General features: G+C 55.6%; 23 protein-coding genes. 19 read left to right on the top strand and 4 right to left on the bottom strand.

The genetic code is table 11. The features are described from left to right. Positions 1–59: 59 nt before the first annotated feature. Genes HMPREF1992_RS08950 through HMPREF1992_RS08940 form a run of 3 tightly spaced genes read right to left on the bottom strand, consistent with a single transcriptional unit; the run spans position 60 to position 1,423 of the window. A complete protein-coding gene (locus HMPREF1992_RS08950) occupies positions 60–545 on the bottom strand; it encodes a Gx transporter family protein (protein ID WP_037359380.1) in 486 nt (161 codons plus the stop codon). Positions 546–547: 2 nt separating this feature from the next. After that, positions 548–886 carry a NusG domain II-containing protein gene (locus tag HMPREF1992_RS08945; protein WP_021685569.1) on the bottom strand — a complete coding sequence of 113 codons (339 nt, stop codon included), beginning with the start codon at positions 884–886 and terminating at the stop codon, positions 548–550. 48 nt (positions 887–934) lie between these two features. Continuing rightward, positions 935–1,423, bottom strand: coding sequence for a hypothetical protein (locus tag HMPREF1992_RS08940; protein ID WP_021685568.1), 489 nt, complete (start codon positions 1,421–1,423; stop codon positions 935–937). Between the two features lie 93 nt (positions 1,424–1,516). Here HMPREF1992_RS08940 and HMPREF1992_RS08935 point away from each other — a divergent pair, with 93 nt between their 5' ends. The 8 genes from HMPREF1992_RS08935 (at position 1,517) to HMPREF1992_RS08900 (ending at position 9,067) form a co-directional block, all read left to right on the top strand. Then, positions 1,517–2,353, top strand: a complete 837-nt coding sequence (locus HMPREF1992_RS08935; protein WP_021685567.1) for a Cof-type HAD-IIB family hydrolase — start codon at positions 1,517–1,519, stop codon at positions 2,351–2,353. Between the two features lie 3 nt (positions 2,354–2,356). Beyond that, positions 2,357–3,151, top strand: a complete 795-nt coding sequence (locus HMPREF1992_RS08930) for a Cof-type HAD-IIB family hydrolase (RefSeq protein WP_021685566.1) — start codon at positions 2,357–2,359, stop codon at positions 3,149–3,151. 11 nt (positions 3,152–3,162) lie between these two features. Beyond that, positions 3,163–4,074 (top strand): RNase adapter RapZ, encoded by a 912-nt coding sequence (rapZ, locus tag HMPREF1992_RS08925; RefSeq protein ID WP_021685565.1) that lies wholly within the window; start codon positions 3,163–3,165, stop codon positions 4,072–4,074. Positions 4,075–4,077: 3 nt separating this feature from the next. Continuing rightward, positions 4,078–5,373, top strand: coding sequence for a YvcK family protein (gene yvcK, locus HMPREF1992_RS08920; protein WP_021685564.1), 1,296 nt, complete (start codon positions 4,078–4,080; stop codon positions 5,371–5,373). Position 5,374: 1 nt separating this feature from the next. Next, entirely contained in the window at positions 5,375–6,307 is a 933-nt protein-coding gene (gene whiA / locus HMPREF1992_RS08915; RefSeq protein WP_021685563.1) for a DNA-binding protein WhiA, read from the top strand. Next, positions 6,304–7,170, top strand: a complete 867-nt coding sequence (locus HMPREF1992_RS08910) for a polysaccharide deacetylase family protein (protein ID WP_021685562.1) — start codon at positions 6,304–6,306, stop codon at positions 7,168–7,170. The genes whiA and HMPREF1992_RS08910 overlap by 4 nt, the downstream gene beginning before the upstream one ends. Positions 7,171–7,198: 28 nt before the next feature. After that, positions 7,199–8,428 carry a hypothetical protein gene (locus HMPREF1992_RS08905; protein ID WP_021685561.1) on the top strand — a complete coding sequence of 410 codons (1,230 nt, stop codon included), beginning with the start codon at positions 7,199–7,201 and terminating at the stop codon, positions 8,426–8,428. A gap of 114 nt (positions 8,429–8,542) precedes the next feature. Further along, positions 8,543–9,067, top strand: a complete 525-nt coding sequence (locus tag HMPREF1992_RS08900) for a methyl-accepting chemotaxis protein (protein WP_037359375.1) — start codon at positions 8,543–8,545, stop codon at positions 9,065–9,067. Between the two features lie 55 nt (positions 9,068–9,122). Here HMPREF1992_RS08900 and HMPREF1992_RS08895 read toward each other — a convergent pair whose 3' ends face one another. Then, a complete protein-coding gene (locus HMPREF1992_RS08895) occupies positions 9,123–9,584 on the bottom strand; it encodes a nitrous oxide-stimulated promoter family protein (protein WP_021685559.1) in 462 nt (153 codons plus the stop codon). A gap of 157 nt (positions 9,585–9,741) precedes the next feature. Between HMPREF1992_RS08895 and HMPREF1992_RS08890 the strand changes: the two genes are divergently transcribed. The 11 genes from HMPREF1992_RS08890 to wbaP all read left to right on the top strand — a co-directional run bounded on the left by HMPREF1992_RS08890 (position 9,742) and on the right by wbaP (position 20,573). Then, the gene (locus tag HMPREF1992_RS08890; protein ID WP_037359372.1) at positions 9,742–10,995 is read left to right on the top strand and encodes a sensor histidine kinase; all 1,254 of its coding nucleotides are present in this window, start codon (positions 9,742–9,744) and stop codon (positions 10,993–10,995) included. After that, a complete protein-coding gene (locus HMPREF1992_RS08885) occupies positions 10,992–12,443 on the top strand; it encodes an aminotransferase class I/II-fold pyridoxal phosphate-dependent enzyme (RefSeq protein WP_021685557.1) in 1,452 nt (483 codons plus the stop codon). The genes HMPREF1992_RS08890 and HMPREF1992_RS08885 overlap by 4 nt, the downstream gene beginning before the upstream one ends. 1 nt (position 12,444) lies before the next feature. Further along, on the top strand, positions 12,445–13,116 hold the full coding sequence (locus HMPREF1992_RS08880) for a dTMP kinase (RefSeq protein ID WP_021685556.1): 672 nt from the start codon (positions 12,445–12,447) through the stop codon (positions 13,114–13,116). Positions 13,117–13,126: 10 nt separating this feature from the next. Beyond that, the gene (locus tag HMPREF1992_RS08875; protein WP_196801403.1) at positions 13,127–13,426 is read left to right on the top strand and encodes a DUF2442 domain-containing protein; all 300 of its coding nucleotides are present in this window, start codon (positions 13,127–13,129) and stop codon (positions 13,424–13,426) included. A 254-nt stretch (positions 13,427–13,680) separates the two neighbouring features. Next, entirely contained in the window at positions 13,681–14,217 is a 537-nt protein-coding gene (gene rnmV / locus HMPREF1992_RS08870; protein WP_021685554.1) for a ribonuclease M5, read from the top strand. Then, positions 14,217–15,086 carry a 16S rRNA (adenine(1518)-N(6)/adenine(1519)-N(6))-dimethyltransferase RsmA gene (gene rsmA / locus HMPREF1992_RS08865; RefSeq protein WP_037359369.1) on the top strand — a complete coding sequence of 290 codons (870 nt, stop codon included), beginning with the start codon at positions 14,217–14,219 and terminating at the stop codon, positions 15,084–15,086. Before rnmV ends, rsmA begins: the two co-directional genes overlap by 1 nt. Positions 15,087–15,088: 2 nt before the next feature. Then, positions 15,089–15,871 (top strand): histidinol-phosphatase HisJ family protein, encoded by a 783-nt coding sequence (locus HMPREF1992_RS08860; protein WP_021685552.1) that lies wholly within the window; start codon positions 15,089–15,091, stop codon positions 15,869–15,871. Between the two features lie 103 nt (positions 15,872–15,974). Further along, complete coding sequence (locus HMPREF1992_RS08855; RefSeq protein ID WP_021685551.1) at positions 15,975–16,916, top strand: AEC family transporter; 942 nt, start codon at positions 15,975–15,977, stop codon at positions 16,914–16,916. Positions 16,917–16,995: 79 nt separating this feature from the next. Then, a complete protein-coding gene (locus HMPREF1992_RS08850; RefSeq protein ID WP_021685550.1) occupies positions 16,996–17,751 on the top strand; it encodes a polysaccharide biosynthesis/export family protein in 756 nt (251 codons plus the stop codon). A gap of 19 nt (positions 17,752–17,770) precedes the next feature. Then, the gene (locus tag HMPREF1992_RS08845) at positions 17,771–19,111 is read left to right on the top strand and encodes a GumC family protein (protein ID WP_021685549.1); all 1,341 of its coding nucleotides are present in this window, start codon (positions 17,771–17,773) and stop codon (positions 19,109–19,111) included. Positions 19,112–19,136: 25 nt separating this feature from the next. After that, entirely contained in the window at positions 19,137–20,573 is a 1,437-nt protein-coding gene (wbaP, locus tag HMPREF1992_RS08840; RefSeq protein WP_037359362.1) for an undecaprenyl-phosphate galactose phosphotransferase WbaP, read from the top strand. Positions 20,574–20,577: the final 4 nt, after the last annotated feature.

Below are 20,577 nucleotides of genomic sequence, written 5' to 3'. Positions count from 1 at the left end.
ATAGAAGAGATAAAATCTGTTGGGACAAGTATAGCATAAAACAATGAAAATGAGAATTCTTATCTTGTTATTTTTGAAAGAATGGCTTTTGCCGTGCTGCCGATCACAATGCCCGTTGCGATGCCGACGAGGCCCAGCAGGGGCGCATACGTGAAGAGTGCCGTTGTCTGCATGACAGCCACAGCAGCAATTAGCTGCGCTATGTTGTGCAGGAATGCTCCTGCTGTGCTGATACCGATGATAGAGAGCCGTGTGTGACGCTTGAGCAGCGCCATCCCAGCGAAACTGGTCAATCCACCTGCAAGACTGTAAAGCATAGGTGCAATTCCACCGCCAAAGAATGAGGAGAGGAGGATGCGCAGCATGAGTATGAGTGCTGCATCGTGCATTGGCAGGAGGTATAGTGCGATCAGCGTAACGATCGCGGCGAGTCCGAGCTTTGCACCCGGCACAGGAAGCGGCAGGGGGAGGAATGCTTCGAGCATGAAGAGGCAGAGGGAGAGCGTGGTGAGGAGCGCAATGCGTGTCATGCGATGAAGATTCATATTCATTTTACTTCAATGAGGAGTTTGTGCGGCAGGCAAGCGATCACATCGCCCTTTTTTGCTGCTCTGCCCGTGTGGACACAGACAAGGTCAGGGCAGTCGGCATCGATGACAGCAATCGCCTCGCCCTCAATACGAATCGTGTTCGTTCCATGTTCGTCGGTAATGATGAGATCCTCCGTTCCCGTGTGCCCTGTGAGCGGAATATCGTAGAGCTGCACATTGTTCTGTGTAATGACTGCGTGACGCACACCGTTCTCTGTATGTGTGAAAAAAAATACGGCGCCGATCCCGCAGATGAGGAGAAGCACGCCGATGAGTACCAGATCGTTTTTCTTCATGGGAGGTCCCTGCCTTGACGAATGTTTTCAATAACAGTACAATAGATTTTATATTCCGCGCCCGAGCTCGCGCTGCCAGTAGGCAAGATCGGGTTCGTTCAGCGGCAGATCAATGGTCTGCCCATTGTCGTAGTAGAAGCGAATACGGATACTTGTCGCCTTGCGGATGGCGGGCAGACTTGAGCGGGGCAGCTCGACGAAAAACTTGTTCTCGTTCTTGTAGGGGCTGTCTGCACCCTCAACGGGACGCGGCGTGTATTTCGTGGCGGCCTTCATCTCCCAGGCAGAGCCGTCTGTGTAGAGGACGACATTCGGGAGGAACTTCGCCTCGTCGAAGCGGTAGTCCCAGAGCGAGAGGGTTGCGCCCTCGAGCCGTCCCTCACCCGTATAGGAGGCCTGAAAGTCGATGCGTGCGTAAGCAGAGAGGCTGCGTGCCGTACGGTGATCGATCTGGTAGGTGTAGGACAGGCCGAAGATGCCGATGAGGATGAGGAGCATGGCGACGAGGATGATGAGTCGACGGAAGAAATTCTGCATCGTGCTCCTCCTTTCAGTATATTCGTTATCCGGGGTATTATACCATAGGGGAAAGGGCTTTGTCAGCAATTTGGGAAAACAGGAGGGGATGAAATGGGCGTTAGGCTGTTTGTATCGGATCTAGACGGGACGATGCTGCCGGACGGGAATGTCGTCTCAGCAGAGAATATTGCTGCGGTGCATCGTGCGGTGGAGGCGGGGGTTACGGTCACGATCGCGACAGGGAGGATGTTCGAAGCGGCTCTGCCTGTTGCCAAGGCACTCGGCGTCGATGTGCCGATCATCTCATACAACGGCGCGCTCATCAAGAGTCCGAGCGGACACATCTATGAGGAGCACCTGATCGATCCGCTTCTCGCCCGCGATATCCTTACGTTTTGCAAGGAGCGCGGTTGGTATATCCAGAGCTACAGCGGCGGTGTTTTGCGTTATGCGGAGGCGTGCGAAGAGTCGCGTTTCTATGAGAACTCGCAGAAGCTCACGGGCATGGCAGTTGGCTGGGATGGCCTCTATGCCCATGTGGCGGGTAACTGTAAGCTGCTCCTCGTGACGGAAGGGCGTGAGGTCACGATCAAGCGTGCAGAGACGCTTCTTTCGGCATTCGGCACGCAGGTGGATGTGACGCGCTCGGCGGACTGTCTGATTGAGATCGTGCCGAAGGGGATTTCGAAGGCGTCGGCACTGCAATCGCTTGCCGCAAAGCTAGGCATTCCCATCGAGGAGACAATGGCGATCGGTGATGCGTACAACGATCTCCCCATGCTGCGTGCGGCGGGAAAGAGTGTTGCGATGGGCAATGCATTTCCAGAGATTAAAGAAGTGACGGACTATGAGACACTGACCTGTGAGGAGAATGGCATTGCGGCGGCAATCTATCACTATGTGCTCGGCATGGGGGCAGACGCACCTGTGCCGATGACGAGGGGCTGAGTCATGGCGATCAAACTCATAGCACTTGACCTGGATGGCACGCTGCTCACCTCGGACAAGCATATCACAACCCGTACGAAGGATATCATTGCGCGCGCCATGTCACGCGGCGTTATGGTGACGATCGCAACGGGGCGTATGCTGCACTCGGCGCTCTACTTTGCACGGCTCCTTGCCTCCGATGCGCCTGTCATTTGCTGCAACGGCGGCTATGTCGGGAGAGCAGAGGGGACGCCTGTTTTCGCAGAGTACTTCAACCCTGTGCTCGTGCGGGATTTGCTGACGTTTGTCTACGATCGTGATTGGTATGTGAACTGGTACAGCGGCATGGAGATCTATGCACCTGCGTACATTGAGGAATACTTTGACGCCTATCGTACAACTGCGAACTTCACTGTGACAGGAGTGGGGAATGACTATCTCCGCTACACAGAGAATGTCCCTCAGATCGTTCTGCGCAATCTGGACGAAGGGATCGGTTCCTATCTCAATGCCGTACAGGAGCGTTTCGGCGATCGCATCCTGCCGCAGCAGAATACGGGCACGAGTCTCGACATCAACCCGCCGGGGGTGAACAAGGCGGTCGGTGTGCAGGCGCTGGCAGATGCGATGGGGCTGACTCTCGATGAGGTCATGGTCGCGGGCGATGCGGACAATGACTTTGAAATGCTTGAGATGGGTGCCTTTTCCGTGGTTCCAGAGAACGGTATGCCAGAGGCGAAGGAGCGCGCCAGCTATGTGACAGCATCGAATGACGCGAATGGAATTGCACTCGCGATTGAGAAATTTGTACTGTGAGGTGAATTGTGATGGGAGAACCGAAGCGCGTGGCGGAGAAGTTCCGTCCGGTGATCGTAACAGGGCTGTCGGGCGGAGGAAAGTCGCTTGCAGCACGCTATATGGAGGATCTGGGCTATTTCTGCGTGGACAATCTGCCGCCGGTCTTTATTCCGAAATTCATCGATCTCTGCTGCGAGACGCACGGGCAGATCAGTCGTGCGGCGATCGTGGTGGATACGCGCAGCCGCGAGTTCTTTGATGACTTCGTCCGCGTGCTGGGAGAACTCGATGCCGGGGATATCGCATATGAACTGCTCTTCATTGAGGCGTCTGACGATGTTATCATCAGACGCTACAAGGAGACACGCCGTCCGCATCCGCTCGCGCCTGATGCGCGGATTTCAGAGGGGGTCACACGCGAGCGCGAGCGCCTGGCTCCTGTGCGCGCACGTGCCACGCAGCTGATTGACACCTCACGCCTGCGCAAGGCTGAGCTGCGCGACATCATCCGTCAGCACTATGATACGCCGGGCAGAAATGCACAGATGGACGTCAATATCCTTTCATTCGGCTTCAAGTACGGCATTCCTCTCGACGCCGATCTCGTCTTTGATGTGCGTTTCCTGCCGAACCCCTTCTATGTCGACTCGCTGCGCAATAAGAGCGGCACCGTTCCGCAGGTCTCCTCCTACATTGAGTCGTGGGATGTGACGCAGAAGTTCGAACAGTATCTCGATGGAATGATTGACTTCCTCCTGCCCCAGTATGTGAAGGAGGGCAAGAGTCAGCTCGTCATCGGGATTGGCTGCACCGGCGGTATGCACCGCAGTGTATTCATTGCAAAGCATCTCTATGACCGCATCAAGGACAGATATGAGGCGCATCTCGAGCACCGCGATCTCATGAAGAACGAGGTGCATGAGCATGTGAGCGAGGGCTGATACATGCATCTCATAAAATGGCTCTATCCCGGCATGGGCTTTAAGCGATGGCTCTTCGTCTTTGCCATCGGAACACTCCTCGTCGGGCTCGGTGCTGCACTGATTTTTAACTACAAATACATCGACACCATAGAGGAGGCGATCTTTCGCTTCGTCTACACCTGGCAGGGCAGCTATGACTATGGATTCACAGCGATTGCGGGGGCGTTGATTGCGCTGCTTGGCACGCTCCTCATGCTCCTGGCGACGCGTCATGTCATTCGCTCTGTCATCACGGCGCTCATGCCGGAGGGAACCTCGGCCCGTCTCGTCGATCTCGTCTATGAAAAGACACGCCTCAGCCGTGGCCCCGCGGTCACAGTGATCGGCGGAGGGCATGGCCTATCCGTGCTCCTGCGCGGCATCAAAGAGCTCACGAGCAATGTGACAGCCGTCGTGACCGTTGCAGACGACGGAGGTTCCTCGGGGCGGCTGCGTGAGGAGCTGGGCATCATCCCACCGGGAGATCTGCGCAACTGCCTCGTTGCACTTGCCGATACAGAGCCGCTGATGGAGAAGCTCTTTCAGTATCGATTTGCAGGGCACAGCGACCTTGCGGGGCACAGCTTCGGCAATCTCTTTCTCGCGGCAATGGCGGAGGTCACTGGCGATATGGAGACGGCGCTGCGCGAGTCCTCGAAGGTTCTCGCGGTCAAAGGCCGTGTGCTTCCCGCATCGAAACAGTCCGTTCGTCTTGATGCCATCCTCGAGGATGGGACTGTGGTCGAAGGTGAGTCGCGTATCCCAGAGGTGCCGGGACGCATCTGTCGCGTGCGTCTCCATCCGCAGGATGTCGCACCGGTACCGTCCGCCCTTGCGTCGATCCGCACGGCAGACGCGATCATCCTCGGTCCGGGCAGCCTCTATACGAGTATCATGCCAAATCTCCTCGTAAATGGTGTGGCGGAGGAACTCCGAAAGAGCCGTGCCCTCAAGATCTACATCTGCAACGTCATGACGCAGCCCGGTGAGACGGATGGGTACACGGCATCTATGCATGCCGAGGCGATTATTCGCCATGCCGGCCGCGGCGCAATTGACTTCATGCTTGTAAACAATGCACCGATTGCGGATGATCTGTTGGAAAAGTATGCAGCAGATGGCATTGCTCCCGTTGTCGTGGATGAGGCTGCAATCAATGCCCTCGGCATTGGCTTCGTCGCGGCGGACATCATCAACCAGTCGGATGCCGTGCGGCACGATCCGGACAAGCTCAGCCGCAACGTCATGCGCATGGTCTATGATTTTCGGGTGAATTGACATGCCGTCCTTTGCCTCGGATGTAAAGAATGCACTCGCACGCACAGATACGGAGCACAGCTGCTGCCAGACGGCAGAGCTCGCCGCACTCCTGCGTATGGGCGCATCCATGGTGACGGATGGAGAGTGCGGCCTGGGACTGCGCTTTGAGGCGGCAAGTGCTTCTGTCGCACGTCGTGTCATCCGTCTCCTGCGCTCCATGGATGCGGCGATTGCTACCTCGGTTGCAATGGAACGCATGCCACAGCTGCGACGCCGCAAATACATTGTCAATATTGCTGCAGGCGAAGGGGTTACGCCTCTGCTCACGCGCCTTGGCTTTCGGGCGGGGGGCGAGGATCTCCGTGCGGGGACGGATATGGAGCTCCTGCGTAAAAAATGCTGCCGTGCGGCCTATCTGCGCGGAGCATTTCTCGGAGGCGGGAGTGTGAACCGGCCTGAGGCAAGCTGCCATCTCGAGATCACGTCGAGGAGTGCCGTCATGGGACGGGCACTGCATACGCTCCTGCGCCGCCTGCACTTCCCTGTGGGGCTGACCGATCGGCATGACACCTACGTCGTCTATCTCAAGGAGGGAGATGCCGTCATGGATTTCCTTGCACTCATCGGCGCGGAGGAGGCGGCAGAGGAGATCGAGGTGGCGCGCAACCTCAAGGAGGTGCGAGCACAGGTGAATCGCCTCGTCAATGTAGAGACAGCGAATCTCCAACGTGCTGTAGATGCGGCGGCTGACCAGCTGGCAGCGATTGAACAACTCGTGGCACAGGGGCGGCTCGACACACTGCCGGAGGATCTGCGTGAGACTGCGGAGATGCGGCGTGCCCATCCGGAGGTCACGATGGCAGAGCTGGCCGCACTCTGTCATATCAGCAAGTCAGGTATGAGCCACCGTCTGCGGAAGATCCGCAGGGCGGCAGAGGAGGTAATCGTTTGATCCGCAGAATCGTGCGTCTATTCTTGAAGGGCTTGCCGCTGCTTGTGCTTCTGCTCACGGCCTTTATGGCATGGGTGCTGATGGCCGTGCCGCCGGCAGGATTTCCCATTCTCGAGTATCATATGGTGACAGAGAATCCGCGCCCCGGGGCGAAACCGTACGTGGTACCTCCCGAGGATTTTGCTGCTCAGCTCGATGAACTCCGGGAGGAGGGTTATACGACCATCACACCGCAGGACTATGCACGTGCACGCAAGGGAAAACAGCAGCTGCCTGAGAAGCCGGTCATCCTCACCTTTGACGATGGGTATGAGGACAACTACCGCGTTGTTCTGCCAATGCTCGAGGAGCGCGGCATGAAGGCGGTTTTCTACGTGGTCACGAACGATATCGGCAAACCTAACTATATGACGTGGGAAAACCTCTTTGATCTGGAGCGGCGTGGCATGGAGATCGGCAGCCACACAGCAAATCATCTGCCGCTCACAACGCTCTCGCGGGAGAAGCAGCGCGAGGAGCTTCGCCTCTCGAAGCTGATGCTCGAGTGGAAGGGAATGAAGACGATCTATAGTTTCTCCTATCCGAACGGGGACTATGATGCGGGCGTCGTTGCCATGCTTGCCGAGGAGGAGTATCTGACGGCTGTGACGGGTGAGGCGGGGCTGAACACGCTGGAGACGAATCCGTATCTCTTGCGCCGTGTCAATATCCCGCCGCCGCGCTTTGGCCTGACGGAGTTTCGCCTGCGCCTCATAAAGGCGGAGACTGCCGCACGCCTCGATGTACGGCTGGCAGAGATGCCGGGGGGAATACGTGAGGGCATTGCTGCACTGCGCAGGGCACTGATTGCAAATAACGAATGAACGAGTGAAGGGAATGTACTGCAGATAAATGAAAAAGGGAATGTTTCATCAAATGGCAGCGTTGACGCTTGCCTTAGTCTGTGCAGCAGGGCAGGCATATGCCGCAGGGCGCGGTGAGAATATGACGGTTCTGCGTGAGCGCGGTGCGGCGCAGGCAAATATTCGCGACCGTGTTGCCAGTATCCTTGGTTCGACAGAGCTGCCGCGCAATCGGATCTTTTCGTCGGGCACATCACGTCTCATGCACCGCTGGCCGACAGAGTCCTACGATACGGGCGGCACGCTGCTCTTCTCGGACAGTCCGGAGTATGTCAAGGAGACGGGCGTCCTCTATCGGGATATAGTGACGGGCGATGCGCGTGTGCTCTACTATCATCTGAACGATACGTCGCAGCCGAAAAAGGTTGCTGTCGTCCTCGAGACGGATGCAGAGCTTGCGTCGGTCTCCGTGACGCGTGGGGCGGCAGCGCCGCCGAGTGCAGACTATCTGCATGTCGGCAAGGTGACACAGATCGGCTACTTCGACACGCACGAGATGAACGAACGTATCTATGTGACGAAGGAACGCCCACGTCTCCTCGTGCCGGAGATGGATACGACCGTGCTCGCGCCGGGACAGCTCGTCTATGGTGTCTATGACTTCCATGCGAATGCCCCCGTGCGTGTCTCTGTCATCATGTACGGTGCAGATGTCGATCCATTCGCATTTCTCCGTACAGCACGTGTCCTGCCGCGCGATGAGATCGCGCTGCGCGGCACGTTCCGCGGGATGAACCGCGTCATCACGTCAAAGAAGATCTACCGTCCGTCGATGGATGGCGCCGTCTACTTCCCAATCGGTGATAATCTCCACGATGTCTATCGTCAGGGCATTGATGCGACGGACGGTTCGTCTGTTGTCAACTACGGCAACTACGGCATCCTCTACCAGATCAGCATCCCCACGGCCGGCCGGGAGAACACACGCTACTTCCTGAGCCCTCTCGGCGGTGTTTATGCGGGGGCGATGCGCGCGGAGAACGGTGCAAATCGGCGGCTGGTCGAGACGCCTGCGACTCGTCCCTACTTCGGCGATCAAACACTGCCGGAGCCGCCGAATGTGGCCGAGGCGCGCGAGGAGGGCCTGCTCTTCCTGACGCAGTATACGGAGCTCTCCGATCTCGGTACCTATGCGAGTGCACAGCCCGTGCAGTTCGAGTACTCGCCGCCAGGCGCATCGAATCTCCCCGTGAACATCATTCTGATGCCGGAGAAATAACATATAAATTTTTTATCGGAGAAGGGTTTTTCTTATATATGTTGAATAAAAGTATAGCGAACGACACGTTATGAAATTATTCAGACCCGGGTAAAATCAGGGAGGATGCAGAACATGGCAGAAGAGACGAAGGTTGACCACGAGCGTTTGTTGGTCGCGATTGAGCAGATCGCAACCTCGACGCAGACGGTCTATGAGGCAATTGAGCAGGTCGCAAAGAGCGCGACAGAGCTTGCACACGCGGGGCAGGAGTCTGTCAAGCAGGCGAAGTTCCTGCAGGAGCGCAATGCGGATACGATTAAGGTCATCGACTTTATCACGAATATCGCGGGTCAGACGAACCTGCTCGGCTTGAATGCTGCCATCGAGGCGGCGCGTGCTGGTGAGCAGGGACGCGGATTTGCCGTTGTTGCTGAGGAGGTGCGCAAGCTCGCCGAGCAGTCGCGCGAGGCAACGGAGCGCATCCAGGTGACACTGAACGAGATGAACCGCGCCGTCGAGGATATCTCCAAGTCCATCGAGACGACCGGCTCCATCAGCGAGCAGCAGGCGGCGTCGACACAGGAGATCACGGCGAACCTCTCTCGCGTGACACGTGCGGCGGACGAGCTGAAGGACTACATCAAGAACCTCGCATAAAATGGATATGGAAAAGGCTGTGTACGAAGTTTTCGCTTCGACACAGCCTTTTTATCTATTCGTTATTTTTCTTCTCTTTTTCCTTTGCGCGTTCCTTTGCAGCCTTTTCCTTAGCCTTTACACGATCGCTGGCCTTTTTCTCCTGCTGCTGCTTCGCATAGTCGACGCCCATGCCTGCGATCTTGTGCTTGATTGTCATGATGGGGTGGCGCAGGAGCATGCCGCTCTGCGTGCTCTTCATGATCGTGAGGAATTCCTGCGTTGCTTTCGTGCCGAAACACGGACGGTCGCAGCGGTCGCAGATGGGTTTCGTGATTCCATAGGGGCAGCGATCCATCTTCGTAAAGACGGTTGCGAGGAGTGCCGTACAGGAGGGGCACAGTTTCCCTTCTTTCGGACCGTGGTGTTTCTTGCAGTAAATGCCGAAGGTCTTGCGGATGTTTTCTTTTTCCTTCGGGATGTTGTTCTTGAGTTCGGGTGGCTTGCGCTTCGGGAGGAAGCGTGAGAATATGCTCATCGGGTTCACCTGTGCTTTCGTTTATATTTTGGCGCAGAGCGCTTTTCTCCATTCTGGTATTTTACCGATTTTTTTAGGAAAATGCAAGGGAGAACTCTGCGTGACTTTTAGGGGGAAATGGGGTACAATGAACGCAGACAGAGGATAGGAGGATGCGATGCGTACGAGTGAACGATGGCGGCGTGAGAGTGAGCGTATGATGGAAGAGCCGGTGGAGGGTATCGAGGAGGGGCAGCTGCGCAGGCTGTTGACCAATACAATCGATACGATCGAGGACAATAAGACACAGATCTTTGACATCTATCAGAACACACGCAACGAGGTGGATGATGCGCGGGATCGCCTGATGGAGCTCAAGAAGCGCGTTGCAGAGACGATCGAGCGCGTGGATGCACTTGCAGCTGATGAGCAAAAGGCGAAACAGCGACTCGCAGAGGTCAGTCAGAACTTCGCCGAGCATACGGAGGATGAGATCCGCGAGACATATGAGGCGGTCTCGATCATTCAGATCAATCTTGCGATCGAGCGCGAGAAGGAACAGGCAATGCGCGTCGAGCGGGATAAGCTTGAGATCCGTCTGCGCTATCTCTATAACGTCGTGGCACGTGCCGAGCATATGGCGCTCTCGATCGGATCGGTACTTAGCTATCTCAGCACGCAGGTCAGCGGCGTACTTTGGAAGATCGAGGCTGTGCAGAAGGACAAATTCGTTGGTGCGCGCATCATCAAGGCGACGGAGGAGGAGCGCTACCGCATTTCGCGCGAGATTCACGATGGCCCGGCGCAGGATCTTGCGAATGTCCTCTTTACGACGACGATCACGGAGCGCCTCATGGACAAGGATATGGACGAGGCGAAGAAGACGCTCGTGGAGATGCGCGAGGAGATACGCAAATGTCTCACGGGTGTGCGGCAGATTATCTTTGATATGCGTCCAATGGCGCTCGATGATCTCGGGCTTCCACAGGCGGTGGAGCAGCTCATCCGCCTCTTTGGCGAGCGTGGGAAGCTGCGTGGGACATTTAGTCTCGAGGGGGCACATTACTCTCTGCCAAAGCATGTGGAGATCGCGATTTTCCGCATTGTACAGGAGGCACTGAACAATGTCATAAACCATGCCAAGACGGACAAAGTACGCGTGCGCATGCACTATACGGATCAGGCACTCACGGTGCTCATTGCGGATGATGGGGTCGGATTCGATGCAAGCCGTATATCTGAGGAACAGGAGGATGCGGACGACGCACTTGATATGGAGACACAGCGCCAGAAGCGCGGACGTCATTTCGGCGTGATCGGAATGGAGGAGCGTGCGAAGATCATTGGTGCAGCACTGCAGATCCTATCCGAGCCTGGCAAGGGGACGAAGGTGCATCTGCGCGTGCAGAACCGCATGGTGTATGACAATTGACTGCTCCTATCGCTGAGGCGCTGCTTCGCTATGCGGGGCTCGGCGTCCTGCCCATGCACACGCCGGGGCACAAGGGCGGGCGTGGAGCGCATCCGCTTCTGCGCCGCTTCTTTACAGAGGAGGGGCTGTGTGCCGATGTCTCGCTCTCGGCGGAGCTGGATGATCTCCATGCGCCGACGGGCTGTATTCGTGCAGCGGAGAAGCTGGCAGCAGAGGTGTACGGAGCCGATGCGGCGTACTTTATGGTGAATGGGACGACGGGCGCGATCCATACGATGCTCATGGCGTCGCTTGTGCCCGGTGATGTCGTACTTGTGCCGCGCAATGTGCACCGCTCCATCGTGGGGGCGATGATCCTCACGGGCGTGCGCCCTGTGTATCTGCAGCCGGAGATTGACACGCGGCTCGGGATTGCGATGGGGGTGTCGCTGCAGGCGGTGGAAGAGGCGGTGCGCACACATCCTGAGGCGCGTGCGGTGCTTCTCGTCTATCCAACCTACTACGGTGTGGCAGCGGAACTCGCGGCGATCGCGGATTTCCTGCATGCTAACGATATGCTCCTCCTCACGGATGCGGCGCATGGGGCACACCTCGCGTTCTCTGAGGAACTTCCGCCGTCTGCGATGGAGGCAGGTGCGGATCTCTCGGCGGAGAGCACGCATAAACTGCTCGGTTCGCTGACGCAGACATCAATGCTGCTCGCACGCGGCGGGCGTGTGCCGACGGAGCGTATTCGCGCGGCATCGGGGATTATGCAATCCACGAGTCCAAATGAGATTCTGCTTGCCTCACTCGATCTGGCACGAGAGCAGATGACAGAGGAGGGGCGAGAGTGTCTTGCCTCTGCAATTCGATTGGCGAACGATTTGCGTCGTCGTATCAACGAGATACCGGGGCTTTGGTCGTTCGGCGCAGAGTATACAGGGGCGCCTGGATGTACAGTGCTTGATCCGCTGAAGATCACGGTGCAGGTCACGGGACTCGGACTCTCGGGCTTTGCGGCGGAGGCAGAGCTGCGGCGGCGCAATGTCGCGTGCGAGCTTGCTGACGCGCGGAATGTGCTGCTTCTCCTGTCCTATGCGGACGGAGCGCGTGAGGTAGAGCGGATTTTTGCGGCGCTGCGGGATATGGCGGCATCGTGCGCACCGCTGTGCACCTCGCGTGGCGCGGCGTCATTTTTGGCACTGCCGCCGATTCCAGAGACGGTGCTTTCGCCGCGCGATGCGTATTTTGCACGCGGTGAGCGTGTTTCGGTGGAGCACGCCGAGGGGCGGATTGCGGCGGAGACGATTGTGTTCTATCCGCCGGGCATTCCCGTACTTGCGCCTGGCGATCGGATTGATGCGGAGACGCTTCGCTATCTCGGTGCGATGAAGACCATCGGTGCGCGCGTCGTGGGAGCGGCGGATGCGTCGCTCGGAACACTCATGGTGATTGCGAAAGGCTGATATGGCAAACGGAAAACTCTTTATCATCGAGGCGGGAGACGGTTCGGGCAAGGAGACACAGACGCGGCTTTTAGCCGAGCGACTTATGCGTGAAGGACACCGCGTCGTGCCCGTGACCTTTCCCGACTACGAGGCGGACTCGTCCATGCTTGTGCGGATGTATTTGCGCGGCGATTTCGGCGCCCATGCGGACGATGTGAATGCCTATGCGGCGTCGACCTTCTTTGCCGTTGACCGCTATGCTTCCTATCGGATGAAGTGGGGGCGCGACTATGAGGCGGGTGCCATTATTCTTGCCGATCGCTATACCACGTCGAACATGGTGCATCAGGCGGTGAAGATTACGGATGCGGCGGAGCGTGATGCCTATCTCGACTGGCTTTACGATCTTGAGTTCCGAAAGATGGGGCTGCCTGTACCCGATGCCGTATTCTTCCTCGACATGGAGCCGCGCGCGGCGGAGCGTCTCATCGCCATGCGTGCAATGGAAAAGGGCGCAGCGCCTGACATCCACGAGCGCGACGCCGCTTACCTCGAACGCGCCCATGACGCCTACGTCCTCCTCGCCGAGCGCTACGGCTGGGTGCGGATTCCGTCGAGTGTGGATGGGGAACCGCTGCCGATCACGGAGATACATGAGAGCCTGTATGGGGAAATTGCGAGGCGGCTGTGAGATGAGTACGATGGATTCACAGTTTTATCCGGAGGTACTGCAGGTTGTCCCTGGTGACAACTATATCGTCTATGCTTATTTCAACGACGGAACGGTACACTGCTACGATGCTTCAGAGCTTGTCATGGCTACGGGCGTTTTCGCACGGCTGCGTGACCGGCAGGTCTTTGTGAATACGATGACTGTCATGAATGGTTCAGTGGCATGGGATCTCGAAGGAAAACGCGACGCGACGAAATGTATTGACATCGATCCCTTTGTCCTCTATGAAGCCCCTGTAGCAAAAGATCTACTTGAGAAATCCGCATAATTCCATCAAGCCTGTCTTGTGTTATGGTGGAGAAGTAAAAAGCCTCCCCCGTCGCAACGGGGGAGCGGTCAACGTCAACCAATCACACTTCGCGGACGCTCGTGTTCTTGGGACGTTTTCGCATACGACCTGTTTCCCAATCAGCTTCGTCCTACGGACTTGCTTCTTGGACAGGTCAGCAGGGGGACCACGCGAAGCGAGGTGGAAGGGGCGAATTCTGTGACTCATGAGAGCAAGGAGCGTAAGAGCCGATTGTGATTAAAGAAGTTATCATCGTCGAGGGAAAGATGGATGTACTGGCGGTGCGTCGTGCGGTGGAGGCGGACTGCATCATCACGGATGGATTCCGTCTGCGCAGCGCCGCCATCAAAAATATCCGCGCCGCGTATGAGAAGCGCGGCATCATCGTCCTCACCGACCCCGATACCGTCGGTGAGCGCATCCGCGCGCGTCTCACGGAGATGTTCCCGCATGCACGTCATGCCTTCATCCCCGTCGAGGACGCGACGAATGTGAGTGATGGCGATGTTGGCGTCGAGCAGGCGAGTCCTGACGCGATCCGTGCGGCGCTCGAAAAGGTGCGGACACCGATGGATGCCCCCGCCGAGATCTTTTCAATGAGCGATATGATGATGCACGGACTGACAGGCACAGACGACGCCGCCGCACGACGCGCACGTCTCGGACGCCACCTTGGACTTGGCTTTGCGAACGCCAAGACATTTCTCCGTCGTCTCAACACGTATGGAGTCACACGCGAGGAATTTATATCCGCCATAGAGGAGTTATGATGAACGCCAGCATACCAGTGATCGCCGATCCGAAGGTTACGCGCCATATTCTCAGCGCCTTTCACCTGCGTGCGAGCAAACGCCTTGGGCAGAACTTCCTCGTGGATCGAGGCGTTGTGCAGGGCATTGTCGACGCGGCAGAACTCTCCCCAGAGGATATTGTGCTTGAGATCGGCCCCGGCATCGGTACGCTCACGCAGGGACTCGCCGAGAGTGGTGCGCGCGTCGTTGCTGTCGAGCTGGACAAAAAACTTCCCGCCGTACTTGCGGAGACGCTCAAGGGCTATGACAACGTGACCATCGTGCCGGGTGATATTCTGAAGCTGAATATTCCTGAGACTCTGGGACTTCGTGCAGGAGAACGATTCAAGGTCGTTGCGAATCTGCCCTACTACATCACCACACCGATCATCATGACCCTGCTCGAGCAAAGACTGCCCATTGAACGCCTGGTTACCATGGTACAGAAGGAAGTCGCCGTCCGCATGACGGCGCGCCCCGGATCGAAAGACTATGGCGCACTCTCCGTTGCCGTGCAGTATTTCACCGTGCCGCGTATGGTCATGGAAGTGCCGCCGCGCTCCTTCCTGCCCGCGCCCGAGGTTACGAGTGCCGTCATTGCCTGTCATGCGCAGGACGTGCCCACAGTTCAGCTGCACGATGAAAAACTCTTCTTCCGGCTTGTTCGCGCCGCATTCGGCCAGCGGCGCAAAACCCTGCTCAATGCGCTCACAGGTGCGGGACTGACCAAGGAGATGAGCCGTGCGGGACTCGCGGCGGCAGGTATTGCGGAGAATATGCGCGGCGAGCAGCTCTCCCTGGCGGATTTTGCACGCCTGTCCGATGCGGTTGGGCGCTTGGAGGGATAACGATGTACTTTGACAGCCATGTTCATACGGAGTTCTCCGCTGATTCTGAGATGAAGGCGGCGGATGCGCTTCGAGAGGCGGCGAAGCAGGGACTCGGACTCGTATTTACCGAGCATCTGGACTATGACTTTCCATCGGCGGGCACGGAGGAGTTTATTTTCGATCCCGAGGCGTATTGGACAAAGTATGAACCCCTGCGCGCGGACGGGACGCTCTCGCTCGGCGTCGAGATGGGGATGATGGCAAGTGCGCGCGAAAAAAACGCCGCATTCCTGCGGCGTGTCCCGTTTGACTTTGTGCTTGCATCGATTCACTTTCTGGATGTGAAGGATCTCTACTATCCCGAGACCTTTGAGGGGCGCGAAAAGGGCGAGATGTATCACGAATACTTCACCGTCATGCGCGACGAGATCTATGCGCATCCCTTTATCAACGCGCTCGCCCACATCGACTACATCGCGCGCAACGCACCGTTTGACAACCCCGAGATTTCGTATGGCGCCTTTACGGAGGACATCGACGCCGTCCTGCGTGCCCTCATCGAGACGGAGACTGCCATCGAGATCAACACGCGCCGCCTTTCCGTACCGCGCGGCATCAAAGAACTCGCGCCCGTCTACCGCCGCTATCACGAACTCGGCGGGCGGTACATTACCATCGGCTCGGATGCCCACGTCCCAGAGGGGGTTGGGCGCAACTATGACCGCGCCCGTGAGCTTGCATGCGCATTTGATCTCACGATTGTCACATTCCGCGAGCAGAAAATGGTGATTTGTGAAAATTGAGCTTTATAGAAAAATGCGTTCAACTCTTTGAGGACCCTCTTTTCTTCGTTGCCTCTCTTACTCTTTCCTGTTATAATACAGGGTAGGGTGGGGAGGCGTTTTTGTGCTCAGTAATTTTTTTGTCGCACTCGGCGGCGTCGTGCCTCTCTTCTGCCTGATGGCGGTCGGCGTCTTTGTGAAGCGGTCTCGTTTTCTAAGTGAGGAAGAACTCCTGCATGTGAACAGCATGGTGTTCCGTGTGTTCTTCTTCTTCATGATGTTCTACAACATCTATATCTCCGATCCGGGGACAGCGTTTCAGCCACTGCTCATGATCTTCGGTGCGGGCGGAGTGCTCCTCACGGCTCTCGTCTTCGGAATCATCGTCTGCCGCATTGAGCCTGATAACGCGCGGCGCGGTCCGATGATCCAGGCGGCCTTTCGCGGCAACTACGTCCTCATGGGCATTCCGCTCGTCGCTAATATCTTTGGAGATGCGGCGATTGCGATCCCAACCATGATGATCGCCGTCATTGTTCCGCTCTACAATATACTCGGCGTGCTTGTGCTTGAGACCTTTCGCGGCGGACGTTTCGACCTTCTGCCGATTCTGCGCAGCGTACTCATGAATCCCATGATACTCGGCGCGATTGCAGGGGCACTGTGTCGCCTCGTGCAGCTGCCGATCCCTGCGCCTGTCCTCAAACCCGTCGCCCAGATTGCGGCAGCGACCACGCCTGTCGCCCTCATCATCCTTGGTGCATCGTTCCACGGCGGCAGCTATCACACACACCTGCGGCAGCTGATCTTCTCGGTAACCTCACGCCTCATCATTGTACCAGCCGTCGTGCTTCCACTTGCAATTGCACTTGGCTTTCGGAATGTTGAACTCGTTACGCTCATTGCTATCTTTTCCACACCCTGTGCCGTCGCTGGATTTGCCATGGCACAGCAGATGAGGGCAGATGCGGAGCTGGCGGGCAACTGTGTCGTATACAGCAGTGCACTGTCTTGCTTTACTATTTTTGGTTGGGTCTTTTTGCTCAAAACAATGGAATTCTTTTGACGAAGGGCAACACCTTGACAGTTTACTTTAATTTTGTATAATTGGAACTAGGTCATAATAAGAAAAGGAGCCGTCTACGATGATATGGAAGAAAGGCCTCACAGTATTCAGTGCCTTTGTCGTTGCTGGGAGTGTTGGGATCATGGCACCGACTGTACAGGCGTCAGAGAGCACATCTGTCTCCATAGCAGGGAACGATATGCCGCATCATATCGTTGAGGGCGGTGACTTCAAGACAGCAACTCTTCGTCCGGATCGCCTGCTTGAGACGTATCGCCTGACCAAATACGATGTCATTGATATCCAGGTCATTGGACTACCGGAGGGGGCAGGTATGAGCGATATCATGATCGGTCCCGACGGCTACGCACAGCTTCCGTACGTCGGATCGGTGAAGCTTGCCGGACTTACCCTTGATGAAGCGAAGGCTGTGTTGATGGAGCGCATGGGGCAATATCTGCGCTTCCCGGATATGTCACTGATCATGCGTTCCTACGGACCACGCAAGGTCTATGTCATGGGGGAAGTCGGCTCGCCAGGGATACACGAACTCTCTGCCGATAATCTCAATGCATATGCGGCGCTCTCCTCTGCGGGAGGCATTAAGCGTCGTGGACGCAGTACGCAGGTGCAGGTACTGCGTGTTGTCGGCGATACCATGTACTATAAGACCTTGAATATCAAGAACTACATCAAAAAACACGACCTCACACAGAATGTCGTTCTGCAGGATGGCGACATCGTCTATGTACCGCGCTCCAATGGGATTAAGCTTGATGAGGATGTCCTGCCATATGTGAATGTGTGGGCGATGTATAAGGCTTTGACGAAGTAAGTCGGGAGGAGATTGAATTATGGAACGCAATGAAGATTCGATCGACCTCGGACGTCTGTTTCGGATAATGAGTGATCACAAGCCTGTTATATTCGGCATTGTTGGAATTTGTACGCTTATGGCGCTCGTAATTTCTTTCATTCTACCAAAACAGTACGAGTCTACGACATTGGTTCAGACGCGTACTGCTGCAAAAGTTGATGTTTCAGGCGCTGCAGCAGCGATGGCACTCCTTGGAGGAGGCAATGTTTCTTCACCCACATTGAATTACATTGAACTCATGAAATCACGAACAGTTTTAGAACCAATCATTGACAGTCTTGACTTTGAAGAAGATAAGAAACCTGATGAAAAAAAGTTTGCAAAAAAATATCTTGAGATAAAAAATACCAAGGGGACAAATTTAATCGAAGTGACTTCTGTTTGGGAGACGCCAGAAGACGCGCAGCGTATCTCACAGGCGGTTGTTGATAACTTCCTCCTCATGCAGACGAATATGAACCAGCAGACGCAGTCCCTTCTCATGATGTTCCTCGATGATCGTGCAGGACAGGCGAAGCGTGATGTCGAGGAGGCGGAGGCGAAACTGGCAGAATTTAGTCGTGAGCATAAGCTATACAGCCCTGATGATCAGGCTAGGGCTGCAATCGAGCAGATGGCAGCCTTCGATAAGGCGATCGGCGAGGTGGAGGTTGCAGCACGGTCGGCGCAGGCATCTCTTGATGCGGCGAATGAGCGGCTTGGAGAGCAACAATCTGCGAGCAAGGCATATAACATCTCGGATAATGAGACCGTACAGAAGATCCGTGATCAGATTGTTGCCAAACGGATTCAAATCGTGGGCCTTGAGCAGAATTACACCGAACTGCATCCGAGCGTCCAGCAAGCGCGCAAGGAACTCGAGCAGCTGCAACACCTCCTTCATTCGGAGGTTGTGGCTACGGTCGAGTCCAATACGGTAACGCTCAACCCAACGCAATCGCAGATGCTCAGTAACCGTGCTCTCGCCTCGGTTAATCTTGCTGTTGCAAAGGCAAGTGCTGTCGCCCTGAAAGAACAACAGGCCAAGAAGGAAGAAGAACTGGGAACTTTCCCGGATGATGTAATGGAGTATATGCGCCTCAAGAGGGACTCGACCATCAAGAATGAGGTGTATTTGAATCTCGTCAAACAGTATGAGCAGAATAAGATTCAGGCAGCCATGGAGAGTATGGATATCCAGATTGTAGATATGGCGAATCTACCGGATATCGATAAGCCTGTTGCGCCGCGCAAGAAGTTGATTGTGGCGATTGGCTTTGTGGTTGGTATTCTTATTGCAATGGGCTATAGTCTACGTGTCTATCGACGCGAAGCATAATACAGAAAAGGAGGGGAGCATATTTATGCATACGGGAACTCAGATTCCGGATCGCATACGCAGAATATGTGCCCCTCTGCTTTTTATTATCTGCGATTATGCTGCCATTCTCCTTGCGGAGAAGATGGCATTTGGTCTGCATGACCTCTATGGGCTCTTTATGGGGACATCCTATCACGTTCCCGATGCCTATCTCTTCTTTTGGATTCCGCTCGTCTTTATCGCTTTCCTCGGGATTGCGCAAACCTATACAAAGATGCAGCCGATCCTTGAGACGGTGCGGCAGATCTTCTATGCCATACTGTATGCGCTTATCACCTGTATTGTGGCACTTTACTTTATGGAGGCAAGCATACTCGCATCACGTCTCTATGTCGTTTTGTTTGGATGCCTTGCGTTGTTCAACGTCTATGCCGTGCGCTATGTCCTGATGAAGCTCCTTAAGGTGACACAGACGTTTGTAAAGCCCGTTATCATCATCGGCGCCGGCAAAACAGCAGAGCTTGTCCTTCAGTTCTTTGAAGGCGATTTGGGCTATCGTTACCGGGTTGTCGGTCTTTTGGACGATAACCCGATTTCAGAGATGCTGCCGCAAAAATTTTTATTATTGGGCAAGGTGAGCGATGCTGAGACCATTATTCGGGATTCCGGGATACAGACCGTCATCATTACAGCACCGGGAATGGACAGTGAGCGTCTTGAAAAACTTGTCGCAAAGATTCAGCCCCTTGTTCGGGATATTCTGTTTGTTCCTGATTTGATGATGCTTCCTTTGGGACATGTCGGTGTTGAGCCGTTCTATACCGAAAAAGTCTTTATGCTCAGTATCCGCAACAATCTTGCACGGAGGAGGAATCGTCTGGCAAAGCGTATCTTTGACCTTGTTGCTACGATCTGCGGCGGGCTTTTGATCTTGCCGATTCTTTTGATCTTGGCGATTCTCGTTGGGATTGACAATAAGGGGCGTATCATCTTCGCGCATCGCCGCGTGGGACGGAACGGGAAGCTTTTTCCCTGCTATAAATTCCAGTCCATGGTATCGGATGCGCAGGAACGTCTGGAAGAATACCTTGCAAAGAATCCGGAAGCCCGGAAAGAGTGGGAGGAGTCCTTCAAACTTACAAACGATCCCCGTGTTACAAAACTTGGGGCGTTTCTTCGTAAAACAAGCCTTGATGAACTGCCCCAGCTCTGGAATGTGCTGATGGGCGATATGAGTCTTGTCGGCCCCCGCCCTATTGTGACAAAAGAGGTTGAGCGGTATGGGGACTATATCCGTGAGTATTACATGGTTCCGCCGGGCATCACGGGGATGTGGCAGGTAAACGGGCGCAGCGATACGACCTATGAGGAACGGGTTGCTATGGATACATGGTATGTACGCAATTGGTCTGTTTGGATTGATCTGGTATATCTGTTTAAAACGGTAAAAACGGTGTTTACAGGAAAAGGTGCGTATTAAACCT

The organism is Selenomonas sp. oral taxon 892 str. F0426 (genome assembly GCF_000468035.1).
GTDB lineage: Bacteria > Bacillota > Negativicutes > Selenomonadales > Selenomonadaceae > Centipeda.
The sequence above is the reverse complement of the archived record's forward strand: the minus strand, read 5'-3'. Positions and strand labels throughout refer to the sequence as shown.

Bases quoted from the DNA above. Each gene is read 5' to 3' on its own strand.
- HMPREF1992_RS08930 (WP_021685566.1), top strand. From the start codon at position 2,357: ATGGCGATCAAACTCATAGCACTTGACCTGGATGGCACGCTGCTCACC.
- HMPREF1992_RS08895 (WP_021685559.1), bottom strand. From the start codon at position 9,584: ATGAGCATATTCTCACGCTTCCTCCCGAAGCGCAAGCCACCCGAACTC.
- HMPREF1992_RS08860 (WP_021685552.1), top strand. From the start codon at position 15,089: ATGTACTTTGACAGCCATGTTCATACGGAGTTCTCCGCTGATTCTGAG.
- whiA (WP_021685563.1), top strand. From the start codon at position 5,375: ATGCCGTCCTTTGCCTCGGATGTAAAGAATGCACTCGCACGCACAGAT.
- HMPREF1992_RS08880 (WP_021685556.1), top strand. From the start codon at position 12,445: ATGGCAAACGGAAAACTCTTTATCATCGAGGCGGGAGACGGTTCGGGC.
- HMPREF1992_RS08875 (WP_196801403.1), top strand. From the start codon at position 13,127: ATGGATTCACAGTTTTATCCGGAGGTACTGCAGGTTGTCCCTGGTGAC.
- wbaP (WP_037359362.1), top strand. From the start codon at position 19,137: ATGCATACGGGAACTCAGATTCCGGATCGCATACGCAGAATATGTGCC.
- HMPREF1992_RS08940 (WP_021685568.1), bottom strand. From the start codon at position 1,423: ATGCAGAATTTCTTCCGTCGACTCATCATCCTCGTCGCCATGCTCCTC.
- HMPREF1992_RS08905 (WP_021685561.1), top strand. From the start codon at position 7,199: ATGAAAAAGGGAATGTTTCATCAAATGGCAGCGTTGACGCTTGCCTTA.
- HMPREF1992_RS08935 (WP_021685567.1), top strand. From the start codon at position 1,517: ATGGGCGTTAGGCTGTTTGTATCGGATCTAGACGGGACGATGCTGCCG.
- rapZ (WP_021685565.1), top strand. From the start codon at position 3,163: ATGGGAGAACCGAAGCGCGTGGCGGAGAAGTTCCGTCCGGTGATCGTA.
- HMPREF1992_RS08850 (WP_021685550.1), top strand. From the start codon at position 16,996: ATGATATGGAAGAAAGGCCTCACAGTATTCAGTGCCTTTGTCGTTGCT.
- HMPREF1992_RS08945 (WP_021685569.1), bottom strand. From the start codon at position 886: ATGAAGAAAAACGATCTGGTACTCATCGGCGTGCTTCTCCTCATCTGC.
- HMPREF1992_RS08890 (WP_037359372.1), top strand. From the start codon at position 9,742: ATGCGTACGAGTGAACGATGGCGGCGTGAGAGTGAGCGTATGATGGAA.
- HMPREF1992_RS08845 (WP_021685549.1), top strand. From the start codon at position 17,771: ATGGAACGCAATGAAGATTCGATCGACCTCGGACGTCTGTTTCGGATA.
- HMPREF1992_RS08900 (WP_037359375.1), top strand. From the start codon at position 8,543: ATGGCAGAAGAGACGAAGGTTGACCACGAGCGTTTGTTGGTCGCGATT.
- rsmA (WP_037359369.1), top strand. From the start codon at position 14,217: ATGAACGCCAGCATACCAGTGATCGCCGATCCGAAGGTTACGCGCCAT.
- HMPREF1992_RS08950 (WP_037359380.1), bottom strand. From the start codon at position 545: ATGAATCTTCATCGCATGACACGCATTGCGCTCCTCACCACGCTCTCC.
- yvcK (WP_021685564.1), top strand. From the start codon at position 4,078: ATGCATCTCATAAAATGGCTCTATCCCGGCATGGGCTTTAAGCGATGG.